Origin of the sequence: Kocuria sp. WN036 (assembly GCF_002287015.1) — a bacterium.
GTDB classification, from domain to species: Bacteria; Actinomycetota; Actinomycetes; order Actinomycetales; family Micrococcaceae; genus Kocuria; species Kocuria rosea.
Window position 1 is genome coordinate 1 of record NZ_NSKF01000025.1, and the last position, 22,066, is coordinate 22,066.

At 73.7% G+C, this 22,066-nt stretch carries 27 protein-coding genes; 11 read left to right on the plus strand and 16 right to left on the minus strand.

Annotated features, from left to right (window positions below; translation table 11 throughout):
* From CK505_RS14155 to CK505_RS14205, 11 genes are all read right to left on the minus strand, one after another.
* Window positions 1–224 (minus strand): hypothetical protein (locus tag CK505_RS14155; protein ID WP_217987559.1); only part of this gene is annotated, 224 nt, incomplete at its 3' end.
* Between the two features lie 102 nt (window positions 225–326).
* On the minus strand, window positions 327–1,379 hold the full coding sequence (locus CK505_RS14160; RefSeq protein WP_095651508.1) for an LCP family protein: 1,053 nt from the start codon (window positions 1,377–1,379) through the stop codon (window positions 327–329).
* 142 nt (window positions 1,380–1,521) lie between these two features.
* Window positions 1,522–2,586, minus strand: coding sequence for a biotin/lipoate A/B protein ligase family protein (locus tag CK505_RS14165; RefSeq protein ID WP_095651509.1), 1,065 nt, complete (start codon window positions 2,584–2,586; stop codon window positions 1,522–1,524).
* A 133-nt stretch (window positions 2,587–2,719) separates the two neighbouring features.
* Window positions 2,720–2,980, minus strand: a complete 261-nt coding sequence (locus tag CK505_RS14170) for a type B 50S ribosomal protein L31 (protein ID WP_017834341.1) — start codon at window positions 2,978–2,980, stop codon at window positions 2,720–2,722.
* Between the two features lie 225 nt (window positions 2,981–3,205).
* Complete coding sequence (locus CK505_RS14175; RefSeq protein ID WP_165979678.1) at window positions 3,206–3,760, minus strand: hypothetical protein; 555 nt, start codon at window positions 3,758–3,760, stop codon at window positions 3,206–3,208.
* Window positions 3,761–3,887: 127 nt separating this feature from the next.
* The gene (locus tag CK505_RS14180) at window positions 3,888–4,691 is read right to left on the minus strand and encodes an RNA methyltransferase (protein ID WP_031283463.1); all 804 of its coding nucleotides are present in this window, start codon (window positions 4,689–4,691) and stop codon (window positions 3,888–3,890) included.
* Window positions 4,692–4,809: 118 nt separating this feature from the next.
* The gene (locus CK505_RS14185) at window positions 4,810–5,682 is read right to left on the minus strand and encodes a sulfite exporter TauE/SafE family protein (RefSeq protein WP_095651510.1); all 873 of its coding nucleotides are present in this window, start codon (window positions 5,680–5,682) and stop codon (window positions 4,810–4,812) included.
* A gap of 6 nt (window positions 5,683–5,688) precedes the next feature.
* Complete coding sequence (locus CK505_RS14190; protein WP_031283465.1) at window positions 5,689–6,474, minus strand: ABC transporter ATP-binding protein; 786 nt, start codon at window positions 6,472–6,474, stop codon at window positions 5,689–5,691.
* 60 nt (window positions 6,475–6,534) lie between these two features.
* Window positions 6,535–7,458, minus strand: a complete 924-nt coding sequence (locus CK505_RS14195) for an enoyl-CoA hydratase/isomerase family protein (protein WP_095651511.1) — start codon at window positions 7,456–7,458, stop codon at window positions 6,535–6,537.
* Window positions 7,455–8,747, minus strand: coding sequence for a CaiB/BaiF CoA-transferase family protein (locus CK505_RS14200; RefSeq protein ID WP_255250966.1), 1,293 nt, complete (start codon window positions 8,745–8,747; stop codon window positions 7,455–7,457). Before CK505_RS14200 ends, CK505_RS14195 begins: the two co-directional genes overlap by 4 nt.
* 53 nt (window positions 8,748–8,800) lie before the next feature.
* Complete coding sequence (locus CK505_RS14205) at window positions 8,801–10,183, minus strand: SLC13 family permease (protein WP_095651512.1); 1,383 nt, start codon at window positions 10,181–10,183, stop codon at window positions 8,801–8,803.
* 206 nt (window positions 10,184–10,389) lie between these two features.
* Here CK505_RS14205 and CK505_RS14210 point away from each other — a divergent pair, with 206 nt between their 5' ends.
* The 5 genes from CK505_RS14210 to CK505_RS14230 all read left to right on the plus strand — a co-directional run bounded on the left by CK505_RS14210 (window position 10,390) and on the right by CK505_RS14230 (window position 14,954).
* The gene (locus CK505_RS14210) at window positions 10,390–11,088 is read left to right on the plus strand and encodes a FadR/GntR family transcriptional regulator (protein WP_017834350.1); all 699 of its coding nucleotides are present in this window, start codon (window positions 10,390–10,392) and stop codon (window positions 11,086–11,088) included.
* Window positions 11,089–11,134: 46 nt separating this feature from the next.
* Window positions 11,135–12,064: a phosphoserine phosphatase SerB gene (serB, locus tag CK505_RS14215; RefSeq protein ID WP_017834351.1), complete on the plus strand. Its 930-nt coding sequence runs from the start codon at window positions 11,135–11,137 to the stop codon at window positions 12,062–12,064.
* Window positions 12,065–12,175: 111 nt separating this feature from the next.
* The gene (locus CK505_RS14220; RefSeq protein ID WP_095651513.1) at window positions 12,176–13,975 is read left to right on the plus strand and encodes a sensor histidine kinase; all 1,800 of its coding nucleotides are present in this window, start codon (window positions 12,176–12,178) and stop codon (window positions 13,973–13,975) included.
* A complete protein-coding gene (locus tag CK505_RS14225) occupies window positions 13,972–14,637 on the plus strand; it encodes a response regulator (protein ID WP_017834353.1) in 666 nt (221 codons plus the stop codon). The genes CK505_RS14220 and CK505_RS14225 overlap by 4 nt, the downstream gene beginning before the upstream one ends.
* A 41-nt stretch (window positions 14,638–14,678) precedes the next feature.
* The gene (locus CK505_RS14230) at window positions 14,679–14,954 is read left to right on the plus strand and encodes a helix-turn-helix transcriptional regulator (RefSeq protein WP_095651514.1); all 276 of its coding nucleotides are present in this window, start codon (window positions 14,679–14,681) and stop codon (window positions 14,952–14,954) included.
* Window positions 14,955–15,009: 55 nt separating this feature from the next.
* Here the strand turns inward: CK505_RS14230 and CK505_RS14235 are convergent, their stop codons facing one another.
* The gene (locus CK505_RS14235) at window positions 15,010–15,420 is read right to left on the minus strand and encodes a hypothetical protein (RefSeq protein ID WP_095651515.1); all 411 of its coding nucleotides are present in this window, start codon (window positions 15,418–15,420) and stop codon (window positions 15,010–15,012) included.
* Between the two features lie 111 nt (window positions 15,421–15,531).
* On the opposite strand from CK505_RS14235, the gene CK505_RS14240 reads away from it, so the two are divergent.
* Window positions 15,532–16,332, plus strand: a complete 801-nt coding sequence (locus CK505_RS14240; RefSeq protein ID WP_095651516.1) for an amidohydrolase — start codon at window positions 15,532–15,534, stop codon at window positions 16,330–16,332.
* On the opposite strand, the gene CK505_RS14245 is transcribed toward CK505_RS14240, so the two are convergent.
* Complete coding sequence (locus tag CK505_RS14245) at window positions 16,290–16,844, minus strand: dihydrofolate reductase family protein (protein WP_255250967.1); 555 nt, start codon at window positions 16,842–16,844, stop codon at window positions 16,290–16,292. The two genes, CK505_RS14240 and CK505_RS14245, sit on opposite strands and share 43 nt — an antisense overlap.
* A 107-nt stretch (window positions 16,845–16,951) precedes the next feature.
* Between CK505_RS14245 and CK505_RS14250 the strand changes: the two genes are divergently transcribed.
* Window positions 16,952–17,368: a VOC family protein gene (locus CK505_RS14250; protein WP_095651518.1), complete on the plus strand. Its 417-nt coding sequence runs from the start codon at window positions 16,952–16,954 to the stop codon at window positions 17,366–17,368.
* A 37-nt stretch (window positions 17,369–17,405) separates the two neighbouring features.
* Window positions 17,406–17,798 carry a VOC family protein gene (locus CK505_RS14255; RefSeq protein WP_095651519.1) on the plus strand — a complete coding sequence of 131 codons (393 nt, stop codon included), beginning with the start codon at window positions 17,406–17,408 and terminating at the stop codon, window positions 17,796–17,798.
* A 17-nt stretch (window positions 17,799–17,815) separates the two neighbouring features.
* On the opposite strand, the gene CK505_RS14260 is transcribed toward CK505_RS14255, so the two are convergent.
* The 3 genes from CK505_RS14260 to CK505_RS14270 form a co-directional block, all read right to left on the minus strand.
* Window positions 17,816–18,325 (minus strand): SRPBCC family protein, encoded by a 510-nt coding sequence (locus CK505_RS14260; protein ID WP_095651520.1) that lies wholly within the window; start codon window positions 18,323–18,325, stop codon window positions 17,816–17,818.
* 216 nt (window positions 18,326–18,541) lie between these two features.
* Window positions 18,542–19,300, minus strand: coding sequence for an SDR family oxidoreductase (locus CK505_RS14265; RefSeq protein WP_095651521.1), 759 nt, complete (start codon window positions 19,298–19,300; stop codon window positions 18,542–18,544).
* Between the two features lie 45 nt (window positions 19,301–19,345).
* The gene (locus CK505_RS14270) at window positions 19,346–20,074 is read right to left on the minus strand and encodes a beta-ketoacyl-ACP reductase (protein WP_017834285.1); all 729 of its coding nucleotides are present in this window, start codon (window positions 20,072–20,074) and stop codon (window positions 19,346–19,348) included.
* A gap of 176 nt (window positions 20,075–20,250) precedes the next feature.
* On the opposite strand from CK505_RS14270, the gene CK505_RS14275 reads away from it, so the two are divergent.
* From CK505_RS14275 to CK505_RS14285, 3 genes are read left to right on the plus strand one after another with little or no spacing between them, the layout of a single operon-like run.
* Window positions 20,251–20,745 carry a DUF3099 domain-containing protein gene (locus CK505_RS14275; protein ID WP_095651522.1) on the plus strand — a complete coding sequence of 165 codons (495 nt, stop codon included), beginning with the start codon at window positions 20,251–20,253 and terminating at the stop codon, window positions 20,743–20,745.
* A 54-nt stretch (window positions 20,746–20,799) separates the two neighbouring features.
* Window positions 20,800–21,078, plus strand: a complete 279-nt coding sequence (locus CK505_RS14280; protein ID WP_095651523.1) for a hypothetical protein — start codon at window positions 20,800–20,802, stop codon at window positions 21,076–21,078.
* The gene (locus CK505_RS14285) at window positions 21,075–22,061 is read left to right on the plus strand and encodes an SURF1 family protein (RefSeq protein WP_095651524.1); all 987 of its coding nucleotides are present in this window, start codon (window positions 21,075–21,077) and stop codon (window positions 22,059–22,061) included. The genes CK505_RS14280 and CK505_RS14285 overlap by 4 nt, the downstream gene beginning before the upstream one ends.
* Window positions 22,062–22,066 lie beyond the last annotated feature (5 nt).

Consider the following 22,066-nt stretch of genomic DNA (forward strand, 5'->3'; position numbering starts at 1 on the left):
GGACGCCGGCGGCGGGCCCGGCCGAGCCGGTGCTCGAGCTGCCGCTCCGCGCGCGGGTCCGGGCCCAGGGCGCGGACCACGGCGGCCCCGGCCTCGGGCCAGGGACTGCGCAGCAGGGCGCGGGCGGCGGGTCGCGCCGCGGCGGCGGGGAGAAGCCGGGCCGCGGGCAGCCAGAAGGCCTCGGGCTCGTCGTCCGGACTGAAGGGGCGGGGAGTGTGCGGCATGGCCTTCTCGCGGGGGGTCAAGAGGGGCCGTCCCGGTCGATCACGGGGCGTGCTGCGGGCGGGGGAAGACGTTTCTCGCCGGGTCGGGGGGCCGGTGGGGAACTACTGATCGTCAGGGTTCAGCGTAGCAAGATATGGGCCCAGATCGTCCGCCGCGACGGCCGTGCCGATGCCCGCCATCGCCTCGAGGTCGGGCAGGACCACGGACTGCCCGTCCGGGGACACGCCGAGGCCCTGATCGGGGGCCGTGGTCATCCGCAGGTCCCCGGCGGAGAGACCGGCCAGGTCGGGGGCGAGCCCGGCGATCCACGCCGCGTCGAGCCCCTCGCTCACCGTCAGGTAGGGCGAGAAGTCGCTGACCACGGTGTGCAGCCGGACCGGGTTGAGCAGCGTCTGCGGGCCGAGCAGCCGCTCGAGAGCGGACTGGACGTAGTTGCGCTGGTTCTCCACCCGCTGGAAGTCCCCGTCCTCGAAGGCCTTGCGCTCCCGGACGAACTCGAGCGCCCGTTCCCCGTCCATGTGCTCGGGGCCCTGCTCGAAGGTCATGCCCTCGTTGGACACGAAGTCCTGGGGCACGTCGACGGTCACGCCGCCGAGGGCGTCGGTGAGGGCCTGGAAGCCGGCGAAGTCCACCTCGGCGACCTGGTCGATCCGGGTGCCGAAGAGGTCCTCGACCGTCCCGACCATCAGCGGGACGCCGCCGAGATCGAGGGCGGCGTTGATCTTCGCCTCCCCCACCCCGGGGATCGGAACCCACGTGTCCCGCAGCACGGAGATGACGTAGGCCTCGCCGCCGTCCTCGGGGAGGTGCACCAGCATGATGGTGTCCGCCCGCACCCCCTCGACGCCCACGTCCGCCCGCCCGCCGGGCTGGCTGTCGGCGCCGAGCAGCAGCACGGTGGTGCCCCGGTCCTGGGCGGAGCCCGCGGCGGGGCGCCCGCTCTCGGCGGGGAACGCGTCGTCCACGACCTGCTTGCGGGCGTCGAAGGTCCGTCCCAGGTTCCAGACGAACGCGGCGGCCACCAGGGCGAGGACCAGCACGAGACCCAGGAGCACCAGCAGCACGCGCCGGACCGGGCGGCGGCGCGGGGCGGCCGCCGCGCGCTCGGCACCACGGTCGGCGTCGCGGGCGGATTCGCGGTCGTGGACGGTCATCAGAGGCTCCCCGTTCGGTGGGTCGGGCGGACGCCGGTCGCGGCACCTGCCCCGGTCGGTGCGCCCATGCTAGGCCGCCGCTGCTCGGAGGTCGCCCGGAGGTCGCTGGGAGAGCAGGGGGCGGAGAAGGGCCACGGGCGGGTCAGGGCACCCGGGCGATCCACTCCGAGGTGGCGAACTTGGTGCGCACGAGCTCGCGGGCGGCGGCGATCTCGGCGTCCCGGACGGTGCCCTCCGCGGCGCCGTAGCGGCCCGCGAAGACCTCCACGAGCTTGCCCACGACGTCGGCGCGGGCCATGCCGGTCTGCCGGCGCAGCGGGTCCACGCGCTTCTTCGCCGAGCGGTGCCCCTTGTCGGAGAGCTTCTCCTTGCCGATCCGCAGGACCTCGGTCATCTTCTGCGCGTCGATGTCGTAGCTCATGGTCACGTGGTGGACCATCCCGCCGCCCGCGAAGCGCTTCTGCGCCGCTCCGCCGATCTTGCCGTGCTCGGTGGCGATGTCGTTGAGCGGGACGTAGAACGCCTCCAGGCCCATCTCCTGGAACGCCTGCATGACCCACTGGTCGAGGAACGGGTAGGACTCCGAGAAGCTGAGCCCGTCCACGAGCGTCTGCGGCAGGTACAGCGAGTAGGTGATGCAGTTGCCCGCCTCCATGAACATGGCCCCGCCCCCGGAGACGCGGCGCACCACGGAGACGCCGTGCCGCCGGGCGCCCTCGGCGTCCACCTCGTTACGCAGGGACTGGAAGGACCCGATCACCACGGACGGCTCCTCCCAGTCCCACAGGCGCAGGGCGGGCGGGCGCCGGCCCGCGCCCACCTCGCGGGCGAGGACCTCGTCGAGCGCGAGGTTCTCCAGGGTGGGGCGGACGGTGGGCGGGATGACCTCCCACGCGTGGTCGTCCCACGTCGTGGCGTGGGCCAGGGCCCGGCGGACCGCGGTGGCGATCGCCTGCGGGGAGAAGCCGAACAGCACGACGTCGGGCGCGAGGGCCGCCTCGACCGCCGCGACGATCTCCTGCGGGGAGGCCTGCTCGCTGAGCCCGGTGAGCGCCGCGTTGATGTCCTCGAGTGCCTCGTCGGGCTCGAGGAAGAAATCCCCGTTCACGGAGACGTCGGCCAGCCGCCCGTCGACCACGTCCAGGTCCGCGACCACGAGCTTGCCGCCCAGCACCTTGTACTCCCCGTGCCGCCGCTCCTGCGCCATCCGTGTCCTTCCCTCGTCCGTGCCGGTGGTCCCGGGTCAGCCTACGCCGGGGACCGCGGGCACGGCGCAGGCCCGGACCGGTGCGGTCCGGGCCTGCGGGCGATCGTGCGGGGCCCCGCGAGCGGGACGGAGATCAGCTGCTGGACTTGCCGAAGTTCTTGAAGCGGGCGTTGAAGCGCTCCACGCGGCCGGCGGAGTCCATGATGCGCTGCTTGCCGGTGTAGAACGGGTGGGACTCCGAGGAGATCTCGACCTCGATGATCGGGTACTCGTTGCCGTCCTCCCACGTCTCGGTCTTCTTCGAGGTGGCGGTGGAACGGGTCAGGATCGTCTTGCCGGAGGCCAGGTCGCGGAAGAGGACCGGGTGGTAGTCCGGGTGGATGTCAGTCTTCATGGGGTTCAAACCTTCGTCGTCGGTGCCTGGATTTTGCCAGCCACGGTTTCGCTCGGTGGGCGGTGCGCCGTCGTCGTCCGTCCGCGCGGTCCGGGAAGGGCGGGGGCATCGGGCACCAGCGGTCCAGCGTACCGGATCGCCGGTGGAAATTCACCCGCCGTCCCGCGGCGCGGGGGGCCCGGTGCGTGCCGTTCCCCCGCGCCGCCGCCCGGGGCCGCGGACGCCTCACCACCGGTGGGCGACGTCCACGACGAGCCGCGATCCCCGGCCCGGCCCGTCGAGGACGAACACCCGGAACGGCAGCCGGGCGCGCACGCCGAGGCCGACCGAGGTCCGGGCCTCGTAGCTGCCGCCCCACGCGACCTGGCGGAACGTGCGGTAGCCGGCGACGTCCACGAGCTCCCGCCGGTCGTCGAACTCGTAGGTGGGCCTGCCCCTGCCGTCGTAGGCGGGGGCGTTGGCCGTGATCACCAGGTCGGTCCCCCGCAGGGGGATGGGGTCGCCGGAGCCGATGCCCGTGAAGCGGGCGTAGCGCACGTCGTAGCCCCGCAGCCTGCCGTCGAGATCGATCACCATCCGGTCGAAGCAGCGGTGCTGCCCCGCACGGACGTCCGTGACGTGGGGGTAGCGGGGCGTGGTCGCCTCACCGCTGCGGGCCTTGGCCCCCGATCCCCACGTGATGCCGCAGTACGGGGCCGCGGCGTTCGCGCTGCCGGGGACGATGAGCCCCAGCCCCATGGCCAGCACCACTGCCGCCAGCCACGAGATGACTTTCTTCATGATGCACCTTCTCCAAGACCCCTCGGGCCCCGGTGGGCTCGAGCGGGTGCTCCCATGATCCGCCTTTCCGAATGCTAAGGCTCCAGGTGAGGGTGAACTGGGTCAGCAATCGTTATGGGGCGGGGCGTCAGCGGCCGGGCCGGGTCTCCCAGAAGGCCACGGCCGAGGCGGCGGCGACGTTGAGGGAGTCCACGCCGTGGGACATCGGGATCCGCACGGTGAGGTCCGCGTGGTGGACAGCGGCGGCGCTCAGCCCGTCCCCCTCGGTGCCGAGGACCAGGGCGAGCCGCTCGTCGCGGCGCGCCGACAGCTCCTGGAGGGTGATCGAGTCGTCGCTCAGGGCGAGCGCCGCCGTGGTGAAGCCCGCGTCCTTGATCCGCTGCAGGTCGGCCGTCCAGTGCTGCAGCCGGGTCCACGGGACCTGGAACACGGTGCCCATGGAGACCCGGATGGAGCGCCGGTACAGGGGATCGGCGCAGCGCGGGGTGACGAGCACGGCGTCGACGTCCAGCGCGGCGGCCGAGCGGAAGATCGCCCCCACGTTGGTGTGGTCGACGATGTCCTCGAGGACCGCCACCCGGTGCGACGACGCCAGGAGCCGCTCCAGCTCCACCGGCTCCGGGCGCTGCATGGCCGCGATCGCCCCGCGGTGCAGGTGGAAGCCGGTGATCTGCTCGAGCACCTCGTCCGGGCCGACGTACAGGGGCACGTCCGGGTGCTCGGCGAGGACGTCCGCGAGGTCCTCCAGCCACTTCTCCGCCATGAAGAAGGACCGGGGGGTGTGCCCGGCCGCGAGCGCCCGGCGGAGCACCTTGGAGGACTCGGCGATGTACATGCCGCGCTCGGGCTCGAGCTTGCGCCGCAGCCTGACGTCGGTCAGGCGGGCGTAGTCGGCCACCCGGGGGTCGTCGGCGCTGTCGAGGCGGATCATCTGAGGGAGGTCGGTCACGGGGGTCTCTTCGGGGTCGGGGTTCGTGGCGGGCGGGTCGGGGCCGCGGAGGGGGTCCGCCCCGAATGGTAGCCGGAGCCCGTCCGGGGCCCGGCCGGTCTCAGAGCAGCTGGGACACGAGGCTCACGAGCGCCACGACGCCGAGCACCACGATCACGGTGCGCAGCAGGACCGGGGAGAGCCGGCGGCCGATCTTGGCCCCCGCCCAGGCGCCCACCGTGGAGCTGAGGGCGATGAGCAGCACCACCCACCAGTTGATCCGGTCGAACGCGAAGAGGATGTAGGACACGGCGGCGACGATGTTCACCGCCGCCACCAGCACCACCTTGACGGCGTTGGCGGCCTGCAGCGAGGCGAGCAGGAAGACGCCCAGGATGCCGAGCAGCAGCACGCCCTGGGCGGCCACGAAGTACCCGCCGTAGATCCCGGCCAGGAACACCAGGACGTACAGGGACGCGGGCTGCGGGGCCCGGTCCGGGTCGAGGGTGCGGGGAGTCTCCCCCCGGGCCCGGGCCGCCGCGGCGGCGGCCTTGGCCTGCTCGTCCTTGCGCCGGCGCACCAGTGCCTGGAGCCGCGGCTGGAAGACCACGAACAGGAGGGCGACGACGATCAGCCCCGGCGCGGCGTAGCCGAAGACCTCCTCGGGCAGGTGCAGCAGCAGCCACGCGCCGATCACCCCGCCGAGCGCGGAGCAGGGGATGAGCTTGAGCAGGGTCCGTTCCACGCCCGCGAGCTCGTGGCGGTAGTTCCAGGCGCCGGTGAGGTTGCCGGCGATCAGGCCCATCGCGTTGGACATGGACGCGGTCACGGGCGGGACGCCCATGGTCACGAGCACGGGGAAGGTGACGAGGGTGCCCGAGCCGACGATGGTGTTGATCAGTCCGGCGGCGACGCCGGCGAGCAGGATGAGGGCGGCCTGCCACCACTCGAACGGGAAGTCCGCGGCGAGGGCTGCGAGCGTGTCGGGCACCACGTCGGGTCAGGACCGGCCGAACGCGGCGAAGCGGTTGCCGACCTTCACCAGCTTCAGCGGGAGGCCGAAGGTCTCGGAGAGGTTCTTCTGCGTCATGACGGTGCGGACGGGGCCCGCGGCCACCACCCGGCCCTCGCGCAGCAGCAGCGCGTGGGTGAAGGCGTCGGGCACCTCTTCGAGGTGGTGGGTGACCATGACGATCGCCGGGGACGCCCCGTCGCGAGCCAGCTCGTCCAGCCGGGCCACCAGGTCCTCCCGCCCGCCCACGTCCAGGCCGGCGGCGGGCTCGTCGAGCAGCAGCAGCTCGGGGTCGGTCATCAGGGCGCGGGCGATCAGGACGCGCTTTCGCTCCCCCTCCGAGAGCGAGCCGAAGCGGCGCTCCGCCAGGTGCTCGATCCCCCACGCGGCCATGAGCTCCTGCGCCTGGGCCTCGTCGGCGTCGTCGTAGCTCTCGATCCACCGCCCCGTCACCCCGTACGCGGCGGTGACCACGCAGTTGCGCACGGACTCGGCGTCGGGGATCTGGGTGGCGAGCACGGCGGAGGTCAGCCCGATGCGGGGGCGCAGCTCGAACACGTCCACCGCGCCGAGGATCTCGTCCAGGATGTCGACCATGCCCCGGGAGGGGTGCAGGCGGGCGGCCGCGATGGACAGCAGGGTGGTCTTGCCGGCGCCGTTGGGGCCGAGGATGACCCAGCGCTCGCCCTCGTTGACGACCCAGTCCACGGAATCCAGCAGGGTCTTCTGTCCGCGGACCACGCTGACGTCCACCATCTCCACCACAGCACTCATACCCGCCACTCTAGGACACGCGGAGCGCCGCACCGGCGTGCCGGTGCGGCACGCGCCCCGTCAGGGACGGGCGGAGCGGCGCGGCCACCGCCCACGGATGATCGACGCGCGGTGCTCCCTGCCCCTCCCGGCGGCGCCGGAGCGGGCGGCCCAGAAGTCCTCCCCGGCCCAGCGGAAGCGGGGCGTCTCCTTGGCCAGGAACGCGCGCTGCCCGATGCGGGCGTCGGGTCCGTCGAGGACTTCCCGGAACAGGGCCTCGGAGATCTCGTCGGCGCCGAGCCCGGCCGCCTCGCCCTCGTCCGGGGAGGCGAGCGCGATCAGGTGCTTGTGGGCCTGCACGGAGAGCTGGGACCGCCCCGCCAGGTCCGTGACCACCTGCTCCAGGGCCGTCTCGAAGCCGGCGTCCTCCACCACGCGGGTGAGCATGCCCCACCGCTCGGCGTCGGCGGCGGTGACGGTGTCGCCGGTGAGCAGCAGGTAGGAGGCCGTGCCGGGGCCCACCAGGCGGACCAGGCGCTGGATCCCGGAGGCCGGGAACACGATGCCGATGCGGGCCGGGGTCAGTCCGATGCGCAGGGAGGCCGTGGCGATGCGCAGGTCGCAGGCGCCGGCCAGCATCCAGGCCCCGCCCATGCAGTACCCCTCCAGGGCCGCCACGGTGGGCTTGTGCACCGCGGCCAGGGCCGCCTCGGCCTCGGTGAGCAGCCCGCCGCGGGGCAGCCCGGTGCCGGGCTCCCCCAGGCACTCGAACACCTCGGCGATGTCGGCCCCGGCGGAGAACACCCCGCCCGCCCCGCGCAGCCCGATCACCCGCACGCCGGGGTCGGCGTCGAGCTTCTCCAGCACGCCCGGCAGGGCCGCCCACATCGCCGGGGACAGCGCGTTGCGCCGGTCGGGGCGGTCGAGGACCACCCAGGCCACGGGGCCTTCCCGCCGGACCTCCAGGGCGCCGGTGGACATCTCGGGGAGGGGCTGAGCGGTCATCGGAGGGCCTCCGCCTTCGGGTCGGTGGTGTTCCCGGTGGGGCCGGCCCCGGTCGCGGTGCCCGCGAGCCAGTCGCGGACGGAGGCACCGTGCTGGTCGAGCACGGGCGGGGCGGCGTGGTCCCGCCGTGTCGTCTCGTCCGTGTCGCCGGGGGCGAAGAACCGCACCGCGGGTCCGGGCAGCTCGACGGGGCCGAGGACCTCGTGGTCGACGCCCACGATCAGCCCCTGCGAGCGCACCTGTTCCCAGGCGTAGACCTCGTCCAGGGTCCGGACCTTCCCGGCCGGGATGCCGATCCCGGCCAGCAGCTCCAGCAGCTCCTCGGGACCGTGCGCGGCGAAGGCCTCCTCGACGGCGGCGATCACGGCCGGGCGGTTGCGGACGCGGTCGGCGTTGGTCGCGAACTCCGGCCGGTCGGGGTCGATCCCGAAGGCCCCGGCGAAGGTGCGCCACAGCTTCTCGCTGCCCACGCTGATCTGCACCTTCCCGCCGCGGCAGGCGAACAGGCCGTAGGGCGCGATGGAGGGGTGGTGGTTGCCCTGGGCCCGCGGCACCTCGTGGGCCACGGTGGCGCGGGTGCCCTGGAAGGCGTGCACCCCGACCACCGAGGACAGCAGGGAGGTGCGCACGACCTTCCCGGCCCCGGTGCGCTCGCGCTCGTAGAGGGCGGCCAGCACGCCGTAGGCGCCGTTCATCCCGGCCAGCAGGTCGGCGATGGGCACGCCCACCCGCTGGGGGTCGTCCGGGCCGGAACCGGTGAGCGACATGAGCCCGGCCTCGCCCTGGACGATCTGGTCGTAGCCGGAGCGCCGGGACTCCGGTCCGTCGTGGCCGAAGCCGGTGATGGAGAGCACCACCAGGCGGGGGTTCAGGCGGTGCAGCTCCTCGACGGAGAAGCCGAGCCGGTCCAGCACCCCGGGCCGGAAGTTCTCCACCAGGACGTCGGCGCGCTCCACGAGCGCCCGGAGCACCTGCCCGCCGTCCTCGGACTTGAGGTCCAGGGCCACGGACTCCTTGTTGCGGTTGCAGGACAGGAAGTACGTGGCCTGCGGGTCGTCCTCGGGTCCCACGAAGGGCGGGCCCCACCCGCGGGTGTCGTCACCCGTGCCGGGGCTCTCGATCTTGACGACCCGCGCGCCCAGGTCGGCGAGCATCATGGCCGCGTGCGGGCCGGCGAGGGCACGGGACAGGTCCACGACGAGGGTGCCGGCCAGGGGGCCGCCGGACGGCGAGGGCTCCTGGGGGTCGGTGCGGGGCGGGGTGCCGGTGGCGGGCTGGATGTCGGTCATGGCGGGTTCCTCCGTGATCGGGTCGGTGGGCATCGGCGGGGCGGGGCTGCGGGCTACAGCCAGCCGGGGGCGACCATCACGGCCCAGACCAGCAGCGGGCCGATGACGACCACGCCGGTGGCGTAGACGAGGATCTTCTTGTAGAAGACGTCGCGGTCCACGTCGGCGGGGGCGTTGGCCAGCACGAGCGCCCCGTTGGTGGAGAACGGGGAGACGTCGACGATGGTCGAGGCCACGGCCAGGGCGCAGATCAGCCCGGTGGCCCCGACCTCGCCCGCGAGCAGGAAGGGCACGGCCAGGGGGATGAGCGCCGCGAGGATGGCGGTCGAAGAGGCGAAGGCGGAGACGACGGCGCCGATGTAGCAGATCAGCAGCGCCGCCAGCAGCGGCATCCCCAGCCCGGCCACGCCGTTGGAGACGTACTCGATGGTGCCCGCCTCCTGCAGCACGCCGACGAAGGTGAGCATGCCGCCGAGCAGGAGCACGGTGGACCAGTCGATCTTGTTGACCGCGCCCTTCTGCGCCGTCGGGGAGACCAGGGCCAGGACGACGGCGACGGTGATGGCCACGAAGCCCACGTCCACGCCGAAGCCCAGGGCGACGACGGCCAGCACGACCAGGCCCAGGATGGTGGCGGCCTGCGGGAGCAGTCCGCCCCTGCCCTCGCGCCGGACCGGGGGCTCGGAGGACCCGGCCGGGTCACGGGGACCGTACATGCCCGAGCCGAAGCCCTTGAAGTCCACGTCCCGGTCCCCGGCGTGCCCGGCGGCGACCCGGCTGCGGGACAGGCGGGCCTCGGAGGCCCGCTCCACGAAGTCCTCCGCGCGGGCCGAGACGAGGCCGCGCCCACCGAGGGTCACGAACAGGCCCACGGCGATCAGCAGGTTGAAGACCAGGCTGGAGAGGAACACCGCGGTGGGGCTGACGTCCAGGCCGGCCCCGGCGACGATGCCGTTGACGGTCACTCCGTAGACGGAGATCGGCGAGAAGCCGCCGCCCTGGGCGCCGTGGATGACCATCATGCCCATCATCAGGGGATTGATCTTGTACTTGGCGGCGAAGCTCAGCGCGATCGGGGCGATGATCGCCACGGCAGCCGGGGACAGGGCGCCCACGGCGGTGATCACGGCAGTGATGATGAACATGATCCACGGGATCAGCGCGACCCGGCTGCCCACCAGTTTCACCGCCGCCTGCACGAGCAGGTCCACGGTGCCGTTCTTCTGGGCGATGGCGAACAGATAGGTCACCCCCACGATGGTGAGGAACAGCCCGCCGGGGAACGCCTCGAGGATCTGGTCGGTGTCCATCCCGAGGACGAACACCCCCAGCACGAACGCGCCCACGAAGGCCAGCGCCCCCATGTTGACGGGCAGGACGGTGGCCACGACGAACATCGCGGCCAGGATGATGATGGAGAGCACTTCTGGGCCCATGGGTCTTCCTTCGGACGAGGACGGTCCCGCCGGTGAAAGTGGAGCTCCTGCGGGAACAGTGGTGTGGATCACACCGCCAGTTTTGGACTAGCCAATAGGACACTAGGGGTCCTTGTCAATCGTTGGGCTAGCATAGGGGCCGGACGCCACTGGGTGGTGCCGCGCCGCCGGGACGCTCCGGCGCCGTGCGACCGGGGAGGACGGACATGGCAGGGCCCAACAGGATCGACCGGGTGGAACGCCCTCGGCTCTACGAGCAGGTGGTGGAGCGGCTGCTGGACCACGTCATCCAGGACCGGCTCGAGACCGGCGACCGGCTCCCCCCGGAGCGGGACCTCGCCGACAGCCTGGGCGTCTCCCGGGCCACCGTCGCCCAGGCCCTGGTGGCCCTGGAGGTGCTCGGGGTGATCGACGTGCAGCACGGCAGCGGGGCGGTGCTGCGCTACCGGCCCTCCAGCGCCGTGGTGCTGCGGGGACTGCGCGAGCACGCCGATCGGCTGCCGGACATCGTCGACGCCCGCAGCGCCGTGGAGACCAAGATCGCCGCCCTGGCCGCGGCCCGGCGCACCCCCGAGGACCTGTCCGCCATCGAGCACGCCCTGGCGCTCATGGCGCAGGACATCGCCGGCGGCGGCCGGGGGCTGGAGGGCGACGAGCTGTTCCACGCCGCGGTCACCGCCGCCGCCCACTCCTCGGTCCTGGCGCGGATGATGACCGAGATCTCCGGACTCGTGCGGGAGACCCGCATCGAGTCCCTGAGCCAGCAGGGCCGCCCCGAACGGTCCCTGGAGTCCCACCGGACGATCGTGGACGCCATCCGCGACCGGGAGCCCGAGCGGGCGGCCCGCGCGATGGCCGAGCACATCGAGCTCGTCTCCGACGTCGCGGTGCTCCGCCCCGAGTGAGGGCCCCGGTCGGCCGTTGCCCGCGCCTGCCGATAAGCTGGCGCACATGACCACCGACCTCGCCGTCATCGCGTTTGCCCAGAATCCGGACCCTGAGGCCCGTGAGCGCATCCTCACCCTCGTGCAGGACGCCGGCGCCGAGGTCGAGCGCTTCTCCACGGTGCGGGTCACCGGCCCCGGTTCGGCCGGGCCGGACTCGGAGGTCCCCGGCTACAACGCCTTCACCGCGCTCGTGCACGGCTCCGACGCGACCGCCCTGCTCGCCGCCCTGCGCCCCGACCCGCTGACCCAGATGCTGCCGGGCGTGGACGTCAACGTGGTGCCGACCACCCTCTTCGACCCCGGGCGCAAGAAGCTGCTCATCATGGACGTCGACTCCACGCTCATCCAGCAGGAGGTGGTGGACATGCTCGCCGCCCACGCGGGGCGCGAGGCCGAGGTCGCCGCCGTGACCCGGGCGGCCATGCTCGGGGAGCTGGACTTCGCCGAGTCCCTGCTCGCGCGCGTCGAGACCCTCGCCGGGCTGCCCGCGTCCGTGCTCGACGAGGTCCTGGCCGCGGTCCGGCTCTCCCCCGGCGCGGACGTGCTCGTCAAGGCCTTCCTGCGGGAGGGGCACGCCGTGGCGGCGGTCTCCGGCGGCTTCCTGGGCGTCCTCACCCCGCTCGCCGAGCAGCTGCGGCTCACCCGGCACGCGGCCAACACCCTCGAGGTCGTCGACGGCACGCTCACCGGCAGGGTGCTCGGCGAGGTCGTGGACCGCACCGTCAAGGAGCGGTGCCTGCGGACCTGGGCCGAGGAGCTCGACGTCGCCCCCGAGGACGTCATCGCCGTGGGCGACGGCGCCAACGACCTCGACATGCTCACGGCCGCCGGGCTCGGCGTGGCCTACAACGCCAAGCCCGCCCTGCGCGCGGCCGCCGACGCCCAGGTCAACCTGCCGAACCTCGACGCGGTCCGGTTCTTCGCCGACCTCTGATCCCCCGCCCCCGCCGGGACCCCGCTCCCGGCGGCCGACCCGGGTCGTAGAGTGGGATGCAGCACGCGCGGCCCTCGAGCACGAGACCGCGCCCGGCCCCGAGGAGAGACAGTGACGGCACCCGGTGCGCCCCGGCAGCGCCCCGGCTTCCTGGCCCGGATGATGCTGCTGCACCTCGCCGTGGTGACCCTCGTCGTCGCCCTGTGCGGGGGCGTCTACGCCTGGCTGACCTACGAGCGGCTGGGCCGCGACGCCGAGGGCCAGGCGCTGTCCATCGCCCGGTCGGTCGCCGCCGACGACGACGTCCGCGCGGGCGTGGCGGACCTGCTCGACGCCGGTCCCGCGGACCTCGACCCGGAGGTGCTGTCCGGGGGCGCCCTGCAGACCGCCGCGGAGGAGGTCCGCGACCGCACGGACTCCCTCTTCGTGGTGATCACCGACGACACCGGGCTGCGGCTCTCCCACCCCAATCCCGAGCAGCTGGGCCGGCCCGTCAGCACGGACCCCACCGAGGCCCTGGCCGGGCGGGAGGTCACGAGCCAGGAGCGCGGCACCCTGGGGCGCTCCGCCCGGGCCAAGGTCCCGGTGTACGCCCCGGGAACGGACGACGCCGTAGTGGGTGCCGTGAGCGTGGGGATCTCCCGCACGGACATGCTCGCCACCCTGCGGGAGGACATCACCCCCGTGGCCGCCACCGCCGTGGGCGCCCTCGGCCTCGGCGCGGCCGCCTCCGCGGCGATCGCGCGCCGGCTCAAGCGCCTCACCCTCGGCCTGGAGCCCGAGGAGATCGCCACGCTCGCCCAGGACCAGGAGGCGGTGCTGCGCGGGGTCGACGAAGGCGTCATCGGCATCTCCCCCGAGCACCGCATCACCGTGGTCAACGCCGAGGCGGGACGGCTGCTGGGCGTGACGGAGCCCGCCCGGCTCGTGGGGACCCCGCTGGCCGAGGCGGGCCTGCCGACGTCCTTCGCGGCGCTGCTCGCCGCGGCGACCCCCGCGTCCCCGGCCGTGGAGCAGGTCGTCGGCCGGCACGTGCTGATCCTCTCCGCCCGCGCCGTCCGGCCCGACCGCCCGGGCCTGCCCCCGCTGGGCTGGGTGGTCCTGATCCGGGACCGCACCGAGCTGCAGTCCCTGACCCGCCAGCTCGACGCCGTCGGCGCCCTCAGCACCGCCCTGCGCGCCCAGCGCCACGAGTTCGCCAACCGCCTGCACACCATCGCCGGCCTCCTCGCGATCGGCGATCCCGAGGAGGCCCGCCGGTACGTGGCCGAGGTGACCGAGACCGGCCCCCTGAGCTACCCCGCCGAGGGCGCCCAGCTGCTGCGCGACCCCTACCTGCAGGCGTTCCTGGGGGCCAAGAGCGTCGAGGCCGCCGAGCGCGGCGTGAGCCTGCGCATCGGCGCCGACACCCTCGTCCGCGGCCGCATCACGGACCCGCAGGACGTCACCACCGTGATCGGCAGCCTCGTGGACAACGCCGTCCGCGCCGCCGTCCAGGGCACGGCGGGAGACCGCTGGGTCGAGGTCGAGCTGCTCGACGACTGGACCGGCGGGGAGGGCACCCTGCACCTCGTCGTGGCCGACTCCGGCGACGGGCTCCCCGTGGCGGACCCCGAGCCGATCTTCGCCCAGGGCTGGTCCACCGCCGTTCCCGCCGGCGGATCCGGGGACGAGGGCGCAGCGCCGTTCGCCGTGCTGCCCGACGTCCACGGCCAGGGCTTCGGCCTGTCCCTGAGCCGGGAGCTGGCCCGCCGGCGTGGCGGAGAGGTGTGGGTGGCCGATCCCGGACGCCCCGGCGGGCCGGGAGCCGTCTTCTGCGCCCGCCTGCCCGGTACCGTGGTCCGCGACCCCGGACCCGGGGCCGACGTCGGCGGCGAACGGTCCGCCGGCAGATCAGGAGGTGCAGGATGAGCGACGACCTGGTGGTCCTCGTGGTCGACGACGACTTCCACGTGGGACGGCTGCACGCCGGCTTCGTCAACGCCGTGCCGGGCTTCACGGCGCTGACCCCCGTGGGCACCGCCGAGCAGGCGATGCGCACCGTCCACGCCCACCAGCCCGACCTCGTGCTGCTGGACGTCTACCTGCCCGACGCGCTCGGCCTGGACCTGCTGCGGGCCCTCGACGTGGACGTCATCATGCTCACCGCGGCGGCCGACCCGGCCTCCGTGCGGACCGCCGTCCGCCGCGGCGCGCTCGCCTACCTCATCAAGCCGTTCCCGAACGAGCGGCTGGCGCGCACCCTGCGGGCCTACGCCCGGTACCGCCGGCTGCTCACCGACCGGGACGCGCTGACGCAGGAGACCGTGGACCGCGCCCTGCACGCCCTGCACCCGGGCGAGACCGCCTCCCCCGGCGAGCGCACCCGGTCCGCGACGGAGGGCTCGGTCCTGGCGGCCCTGGAGGCCGGGGTGCCCCTCTCGGCCGCGGAGATCGCCCGGAAGGTCGGCATCTCCCGGGCCACCGCCCAGCGCTACCTCTCCGCACTGGCCGAGGACGGGTCGGTCGAGATCCAGCTCCGCTACGGGAGCACGGGCCGCCCGGAGCACCGCTACGGGCCCGCGGCCTCCTGATCCCAGGTTCATGCTCAGGGCCGGTCCCTAGACTGCCCGCCATGGCGAGCAGGGTGCGACCGGAACCACAGGACCAGTGTCTCTCCTGGCCGGACGAGATCTGCGGCGACCCGGTGGCGGAGCGGGCGAGGCTGTTCGCGCTGAATTTACGGGCGGCCGCGGGGTCCCGGACGCTGCGGGAGCTCGGGGCGCTCACCGGTGTCGACCACACGGCGCTGTCCCGGATCCTGGACGGGCACGTCTGGCCGGACGGGTACACGATCGCCCGCCTCGAGGTGCGGCTGGGGGTCAGCCTGTGGCCCCCCTACGAGGAGTGATCCGCACCGCCCGGGCACGGTCGCCGCGCCCAGGCCGGGACGGTCCCGGGGCCGGTCAGGGCGCGGTCAGGTCCAGCCAGTAGGTGTCGCTCTGCTCGTCGTGGCGCAGCAGCCGCTCCAGCGGTCCGGCGTAGGCGTCCAGGGCGCGGCCCACGAGCTCGCGCACGTCCCGCGCGGCGACCGTGACGGTGCCGCCGAGCTCGTCGTCGGCCGTCTCGCGCACCACCACGACCCGGCCCGGGTCGCCCCAGACGTAGTCGCCCGCGGCGTCGCGCAGGGCGTCGACGAAGAACTCCTGGTCACCGTCGTGACCGAGCACGTCCAGGCGCACCGCGTCGGGGTGGCGGCGCGTCAGCTCGGCGGCCACCAGGCGCAGCAGCTTCCGGGCGTAGCTGCGCCGGGCCCGGTCGAGGGCCTCCTCGGCGGCCTGGAGCACGTGGTCGGGGGTCAGGACAGTGGTGGTCACAGGCATGCAGTGTATGTGTGCGGAAGCAACGAGGGTGGGCGCCACCCCGGTCGCGCCGCCGGACCGGCCCGCCCCCGCGCACCGCCCCACGGTCTCGGGCAGAATGACCGCATGATCGACGCCCACCTGCACGTGGTCGACCCGCGGTTCCCGCTGGTGCCCAATCAGGGGTACCTGCCGCCGACCTTCACGGTCGGGGACTACCGGCGCAGGGTCCGGGGGCTGGGCGTGGCGGGCGGGGCCGTGGTCAGCGGCTCCTTCCAGGGCCACGCCCAGGAGTGGCTGCGCTCGGCGCTGGCGGAGCTCGGCCCCGGATTCGTCGGTGTGACCCAGCTGCCGCCCACCGTCCCGGACGAGCAGGTGCGCGAGCTCCACGGGGCCGGGGTGCGGGCGGTGCGCTTCACCCTCCGCCGCGGCGCCGACGCGGACCCTGCCGGCATCGAGCGGCTCGCCCGGCGGGTGCACGACCTCGCCGGGTGGCACGCCGAGTTCTACGCTGACGCCGCCGCGCTGGAGCACCTCGCCCCTGTGCTGCGGCGCCTGCCGCGGGCCGGCGTCGACCACCTCGGCATGAGCGCGGCGGGGTTGCCGCGGCTGCTCGAGCTCGTCGAGCGGGGCGTGAAGGTCAAGGCCACGGGGTTCGGGCGCGTCGACCTCGACGTGCCGGACGCGCTGCGCCGGATCCACGCCGTGGACCCGACCGCCCTGCTCTTCGGCACCGATCTGCCGAGCACCCGGGCGGAGCGCCCGTTCCGGGACGCGGACGTCGCGCTGGTCGCCGAGACCCTGGGCGCCGGCGCCGCGGCGGCCGTGCTGCACGACAACGCCGCGGCCTGGTACGGGCTGCCGCGCGCGGCGGCGGAGAGCGGCTACTCCGGCCACACCTGCCGGTCCGGGCCCTCCAGGACGTAGCGCAGCTCCACGGCGCCGCCCTCGAAGTGGGTGGTGCGCTGGAGCCGCAGGTCGCGCGCCGCCGCGGTCGGGAGGACGGGATGTCCTCCGCCCAGCACGATCGGCATGTAGGTCAGCCACAGCTCGTCGAGCAGACCGGCGTCCGCGAACTGGGCCGCGAGCTTCCCGCCGCCCACCACCCACAGGTTCCGCTCGCCCGCGGCGGCGACCAGGGCCTCGGCGTGCATCGTGACCGGTCCGCTGACGAAGGTCGGCTCCGCCCCCGCCGGCCGCGGCAGCTCGCGGTGGGTGAAGACCCAGACCGGCAGGTCCCCGTAGGCCCAGTCCCCCTGGTCGAGGACGAACTCGTACGTGCTCGCGCCCATCGCGAGCGCGCCGACGTCGGCCAGGAACGCGTCGTAGTGCTCCTGGTAGGCCTCGAAGCCGTACTGCAGCAGCCAGTCGAGGTGGTTCTCCCGGTCGGCGATGTACCCGTCGGCGCTGGCCGCCACGTAGTACTGCGTTCTGCTCATGCGCACCAGGTTACGCACCCCTCCGGCGGCTTCCCAGGGTTGCTTCCCCCGCGCCGCGGACGGCGTCATGATGGGAGCATCGACCGATCGACGCGGAAGGCCCGGCCATGCCCATGCTGCTCAATCCCTACTTCTCGTTCCGGGACACGGCCGAGGAGGCGATGACCTTCTACCGCTCCGTGTTCGGCGGGGAGCTGTCGGTCAGCCGGTTCAGCGAGTACGGCGCCAGCGACGACCCGGCGGAGCAGGACAAGGTGATGCACTCGATGCTCACCACCGGGACCGGCATGGTCCTGATGGCCGCCGACACCCCGAACAGCATGGACCTGGCCGTCGGCGACAACGTATCGGTCTCCGTGAGCGGGGACGACGAGTCCGTGATGCGCGGCTGGTGGGAGGCACTGGGCGCGGGCGGGACCGTCACGATGCCGCTCGAGGAGGCCCCCTGGGGCGGTCTGTTCGGGATGTGCACCGACCGGTTCGGCATCCACTGGATGTTCAGCGTCGGCGACGCCGGCTCCTGACGCGCCCCGCGCCGCCCGACCCGAGAAGGAGCGTCCCATGCGCATCACCCACACCAGCGTCTTCGTCGACGACCAGCAGCAGGCGCTGCTGTTCTACACCGGCAAGCTCGGCTTCATGGTCAAGCACGACGTCCCCGCCGGCGGCGCCCGCTGGCTCACCGTGGTCTCGCCCCAGGCGCCCGAGGGCGTCGAGCTGGTGCTCGAGCCCTCCGAGCACCCCGCCGTGGGACCGTTCAAGGCCGCGCTCGTGGCCGACGGCATCCCGTTCACGAGCTTCGGGGTCAAGGACGTGCGGGCGGAGTACGAGCGGCTGCGCGAGCGCGGGGTGCACTTCGTCCAGGAGCCCACGGTCTCGGGCCCGTACACCACCGCGGTGCTCGACGACACCTGCGGCAACCTCATCCGGATCGCGAGCCCCCACCCCGGGTGAGGCCCGTCCGGCGGGGATCAGTCCCGGGCCCGGAGCTGCTCGGCGAGCGGCCGGTAGTGCCCGGACATCGCGGGGTGGTAGTCCCGGGCGAAGTCGACGGCGTCCGGGTCCCCGCCGGTCTCGGCGGCCACGAGCCGGTCCAGGTAGTACTCCCAGCCGGGCCCCACCGACTCCACCTCGTCGGGGTCCGGGTACCGGTGGGTGAGCCGCAGGACGGTGGTGCCGTCCTCGTCCTGGAGGTCGAGGTCCACGCGCCAGGCGTCGGCCGCCGTGCCCAGGGTGAGCGCCAGGTGCCGGGGCGGGTCGCAGCGGCGGATCAGCAGGGGCTCGGGCTCGTCCAGGTCCTCGACCGTCAGCAGCACCTCGACGCGCCCGGTGGCCGGGTCACCGCTCCACGTCCCGTACCACCGGGCCAGCCGGGCGGGGTCCGTCACCGCGGCCCAGACCTCCTCGGCCGGGGCGCGGAACGTGCGGGTGAGGACGAGGTGACCGCCGGGGTCGAGGCGTCCGGTGGGCTGTGGGGTCATGGTGGCTCCTCGCTCGGCTCCGCACCGCGCGGAGGTGCTCCTGGCCGAGGCGCGATCGGCCTCGTGCCGTGGAGTACATGATTAGCACCCCCGGAGGCCGGACGGCGTCACATTGCGGACGGTTTCGCGCCGCCGCGGGCTCCGGTGGCGGCGGGGACGGCGGCGGGGCGGTCACCCGGGAGGGCGCCCGCCCCGCCGTCGTCGGGGGCCGTGGGCCTAGCGGCGACCGGCCTTCGCCAGGAAGTCGTCGGCGCCGCCGACGAGCTCGACGTGCCCGGTGGGGACGTCCGCGGTGACCATGCGGGCGATCTCCTCGGCGAACTCCTGGACGGAGTAGAGCTTGCCGGCGGCCTCGCGGCGCTCCTCGAGGGCCCCCGGACGGGCCCGGTTGAGCAGGGTCGCGGTCACGGTGCCCTCGATCATGTCGCCGGAGACCACCACGAACGTGATGCCCTTCCCGGTCAGCTCCGGGATGCGGGCGGTGAGGGTGTCTTCACCGGCGCGCTTGGACCTGGCGACCTCCACGTACTCCGGCATGGTCTCGACGTCGTTGATGAAGTGCGCCTGGTGGCTGGTCACGAAGACCACGCGCCCGCCCTCGGGCAGGTGCTCCAGCGCGGCGCTGAGGGTGTCGTTCTGCGCGTCCCGGTTGAGCTTGAGCGCGTAGTCCTCACCGAGGTCCGTCTCCATGCCGCCGGAGGCGTTGAGCACGAGCACGTCCACCCCGCCGAAGGCCTCCACGGCGCGGGCGAACAGGTTGCGGACGTCCTCGGGCTCGGTCATGTCCGCCTGGACGGCGATGGCCTTCCCGCCGGCCGCCTCGATCTCCTTGACGACCTTGTTGGCGCGGGGCGCCTTCTGCCGGTAGTTGACGACCACGTTGGCGCCCTCCCCGGCCAGCAGCTTCGCGGTGTCGGCGCCGACGCCGCGCGAGGACCCGGTGACGACGGCGGTCTTGCCTGCAAGTGAACTCATGGTGCTCCTTCGGTGGAACGTGCGGGGATCAGGGGGCGGCGGGGCTCAGTGGCCCATGCCGAGGCCGCCGTCCACGGGGATGACGGCGCCGGAGATGTACTTCGCCTCGTCGGAGGCGATCCAGCGCACGACGGCGGCGACCTCCTCCGGCTCGGCGAACCGGCCGGCCGGGATCGAGGCGAGGTAGTTCTTCTGGGTGTCCTCCGGCAGCGCCGCGGTCATCTCCGTGTTGATGAACCCGGGGGCGACGACGTTGGCGGTCACGTTGCGCCCGCCCAGCTCCCGGGTGATCGACCGGGCGATGCCGACCAGGCCGGCCTTGGACGCGGCGTAGTTGACCTGCCCGGGCGAGCCGTAGAGCCCGACCACGGAGGAGATGAGGACCACGCGCCCGCGCTTGAGGCGCATGAATCCCTTGGCGGCGCGCTGCACCACGCGGAACGCGCCGGTGAGGTTGGTGTCCACGACGTCCTGGAAGTCCTGCTCCTTCATCCGCAGCAGCAGGGTGTCCCGGGTGATCCCGGCGTTGGCCACGACCACCTCGACCGGGCCGAACTCGGCCTCGACGGCCTTGTACGCGGCGTCGATCGACGCGGAGTCGGTGACGTCGGCCTGCACCGCGAAGAAGCCCTCGGGCGCCTCGCCGGAGCGGTAGGTGACGGCCACGTTGTCCCCGGCGTCCTGGAACGCCTGGGCGATGGCCCGTCCGATCCCGCGGTTGCCGCCGGTCACGAGGACGGTGCGGGGGGCCGGGCTGCGCTGCTCGTCTGCCATGGGGAGGGGGCCTTTCGGTCGTGGGTCGCGGGTGCGCGGCACGCCGGTCGGCGCCGGCCCGCGGGGAAATCCCCCCAATCGTACCGGTCGCCGCGGGCGACCGGACGGCAGCCCCGGAGGACCGCCTTCTCGATGTCGGACCCCGGTGAGATACTTGGTCGTCTGTTGGGAGGACCATGAGCAAGCGCTATCTCACGACCGGCGAGGCCGCCGGCCAGGACGACGTCCACTCCATCACCGCCACCGCGGAGCCGCACACCCAGGACATGGGCCACCGGATGAAGGTCTACAGCATCCAGATGGGCCTGCGCATCGTGTGCCTCATCGTGTTCGTCGCGGTCGACAACATCTGGGTGCGCGGCGTCGCGATCCTGGGCGTGGCCGTGCTGCCGTGGATGGCGGTGCTGCTGGCCAACAGCAACGACCGCTCCGCCCGGACGAGCCAGTACTACGAGCCGCCCGCCGCGCCGGCGCTGGCCGCCGCCCCCGAGCCGCGGCCGCCGGCCCCGCCCCTGGCGATCGACTTCGTGCTCGAGGGCGAGTTCGTCGCCGGGCACCGCGAGGACGACCCCGTCCCGGACGGCCGCGGGAGCACGACCGCTCCCAGCGGGGACCCGGCTTCCTCCGCTACTGTCGAGGACGACACCACCCGGCGCCGCGGAGCGGCCTGAGCCCGCCGCGGGCCGTACCGGGATCCGCCGAAGACCCTGAGGAGCACGACCGCCGTGGAGTTCGACCTGCTCGGATCGCTGTCCCCGCGAGGCGCCGACGCTCCCCCGGCCGGGCCCGACACCCCGCAGTGCTCCCGCAAGGGCTGCCGTGCGGACGCCGCGTGGCAGATCCGCTGGAACAACCCGCGCATCCACGCCCCGGAGCGCCGCAAGACGTGGCTGGCGTGCCCCGAGCACCGCGGCGACCTCGAGCAGTTCCTCGGCGCGCGCGGCTTCTGGAAGGACACCGTCCCCCTCGCCGACGCCGGCCCCGCGCAGGAGCGCCGGGGATGAACGACTACCGTTTCCTGCTCAGCGGCAAGTGGCTAGGCTTCTTCCTTCTCGCCTGCGCCGCCGCCGTGGTCTCGGTGTACCTGGGCGGCTGGCAGATGGACCGCAACGACCACCTGGTCGGCGAGAACGCCAAGATCACGCAGAACTACCGTGCCGAGCCCCTGACCGGTGCGGCCGCCGCCGAGCAGTTCGCCGTCCACGACGAGCGCCTCACCTGGCACCCCGTCGAGCTCACGGGCGAGTACCTGCCCGAGGACCAGGTGCTGGTCCGCAACAGGCCGCAGGACGGACGCGTCGGCTACGAGGTGCTCGTCCCGTTCCGCACGCAGGACGGGGACGTCGTGGTCCTCGACCGCGGCTGGATCCCCACGGGTGAGGCGGCCAACGGGATGCCGGACGAGGTGCCGGCCCCGCCCGCCGGCCGGGTGACGGTCACCGCCCGGCTCCAGCCCGGGGAGCCGTCCGTCAGCCGCGGCGCCCCCGCGGGCCAGATCGCCTCGATCGACCTCGAGGAGCTGCGCGAGCGCTGGGACCGGCCGATTGGGACGGCGGCCTACGGCGAGGTCTTCGCCGAGGACCCGGCCCCCGCGGCGGCCCCCGCGCCGGCTCCGGAGCCGGAGATCGACTCCGGGCCGCACCTGTCCTACTCGTTGCAGTGGTACGCGTTCGCGGCGCTGTTCTTCGTGGCCTGGGGCTACGCCGCCCGGCAGCAGGCCCGCAACGACGCCTGGGACCGCCAGTTCGCCCAGGAGATGGAGCGTCGGCTCGCACGGTTCTACGACGAGGACGGCAACTACATCGGCGAGGGCGACGAGGAGCTCGTCGTCCGCCAGCTCGAGATGGCCGACGACATGCCGGCCCACCTCAGGTCGCTCATGCGCCCCCGGCCGCAGCGCCGGCGCTCCGGCCCCACGTGGGAGGACGAGGAGGACGCGATGCTGGACGCCCTGGAGCGCGAGCACACCTCCGCCGCCCGCGACTGACGTCG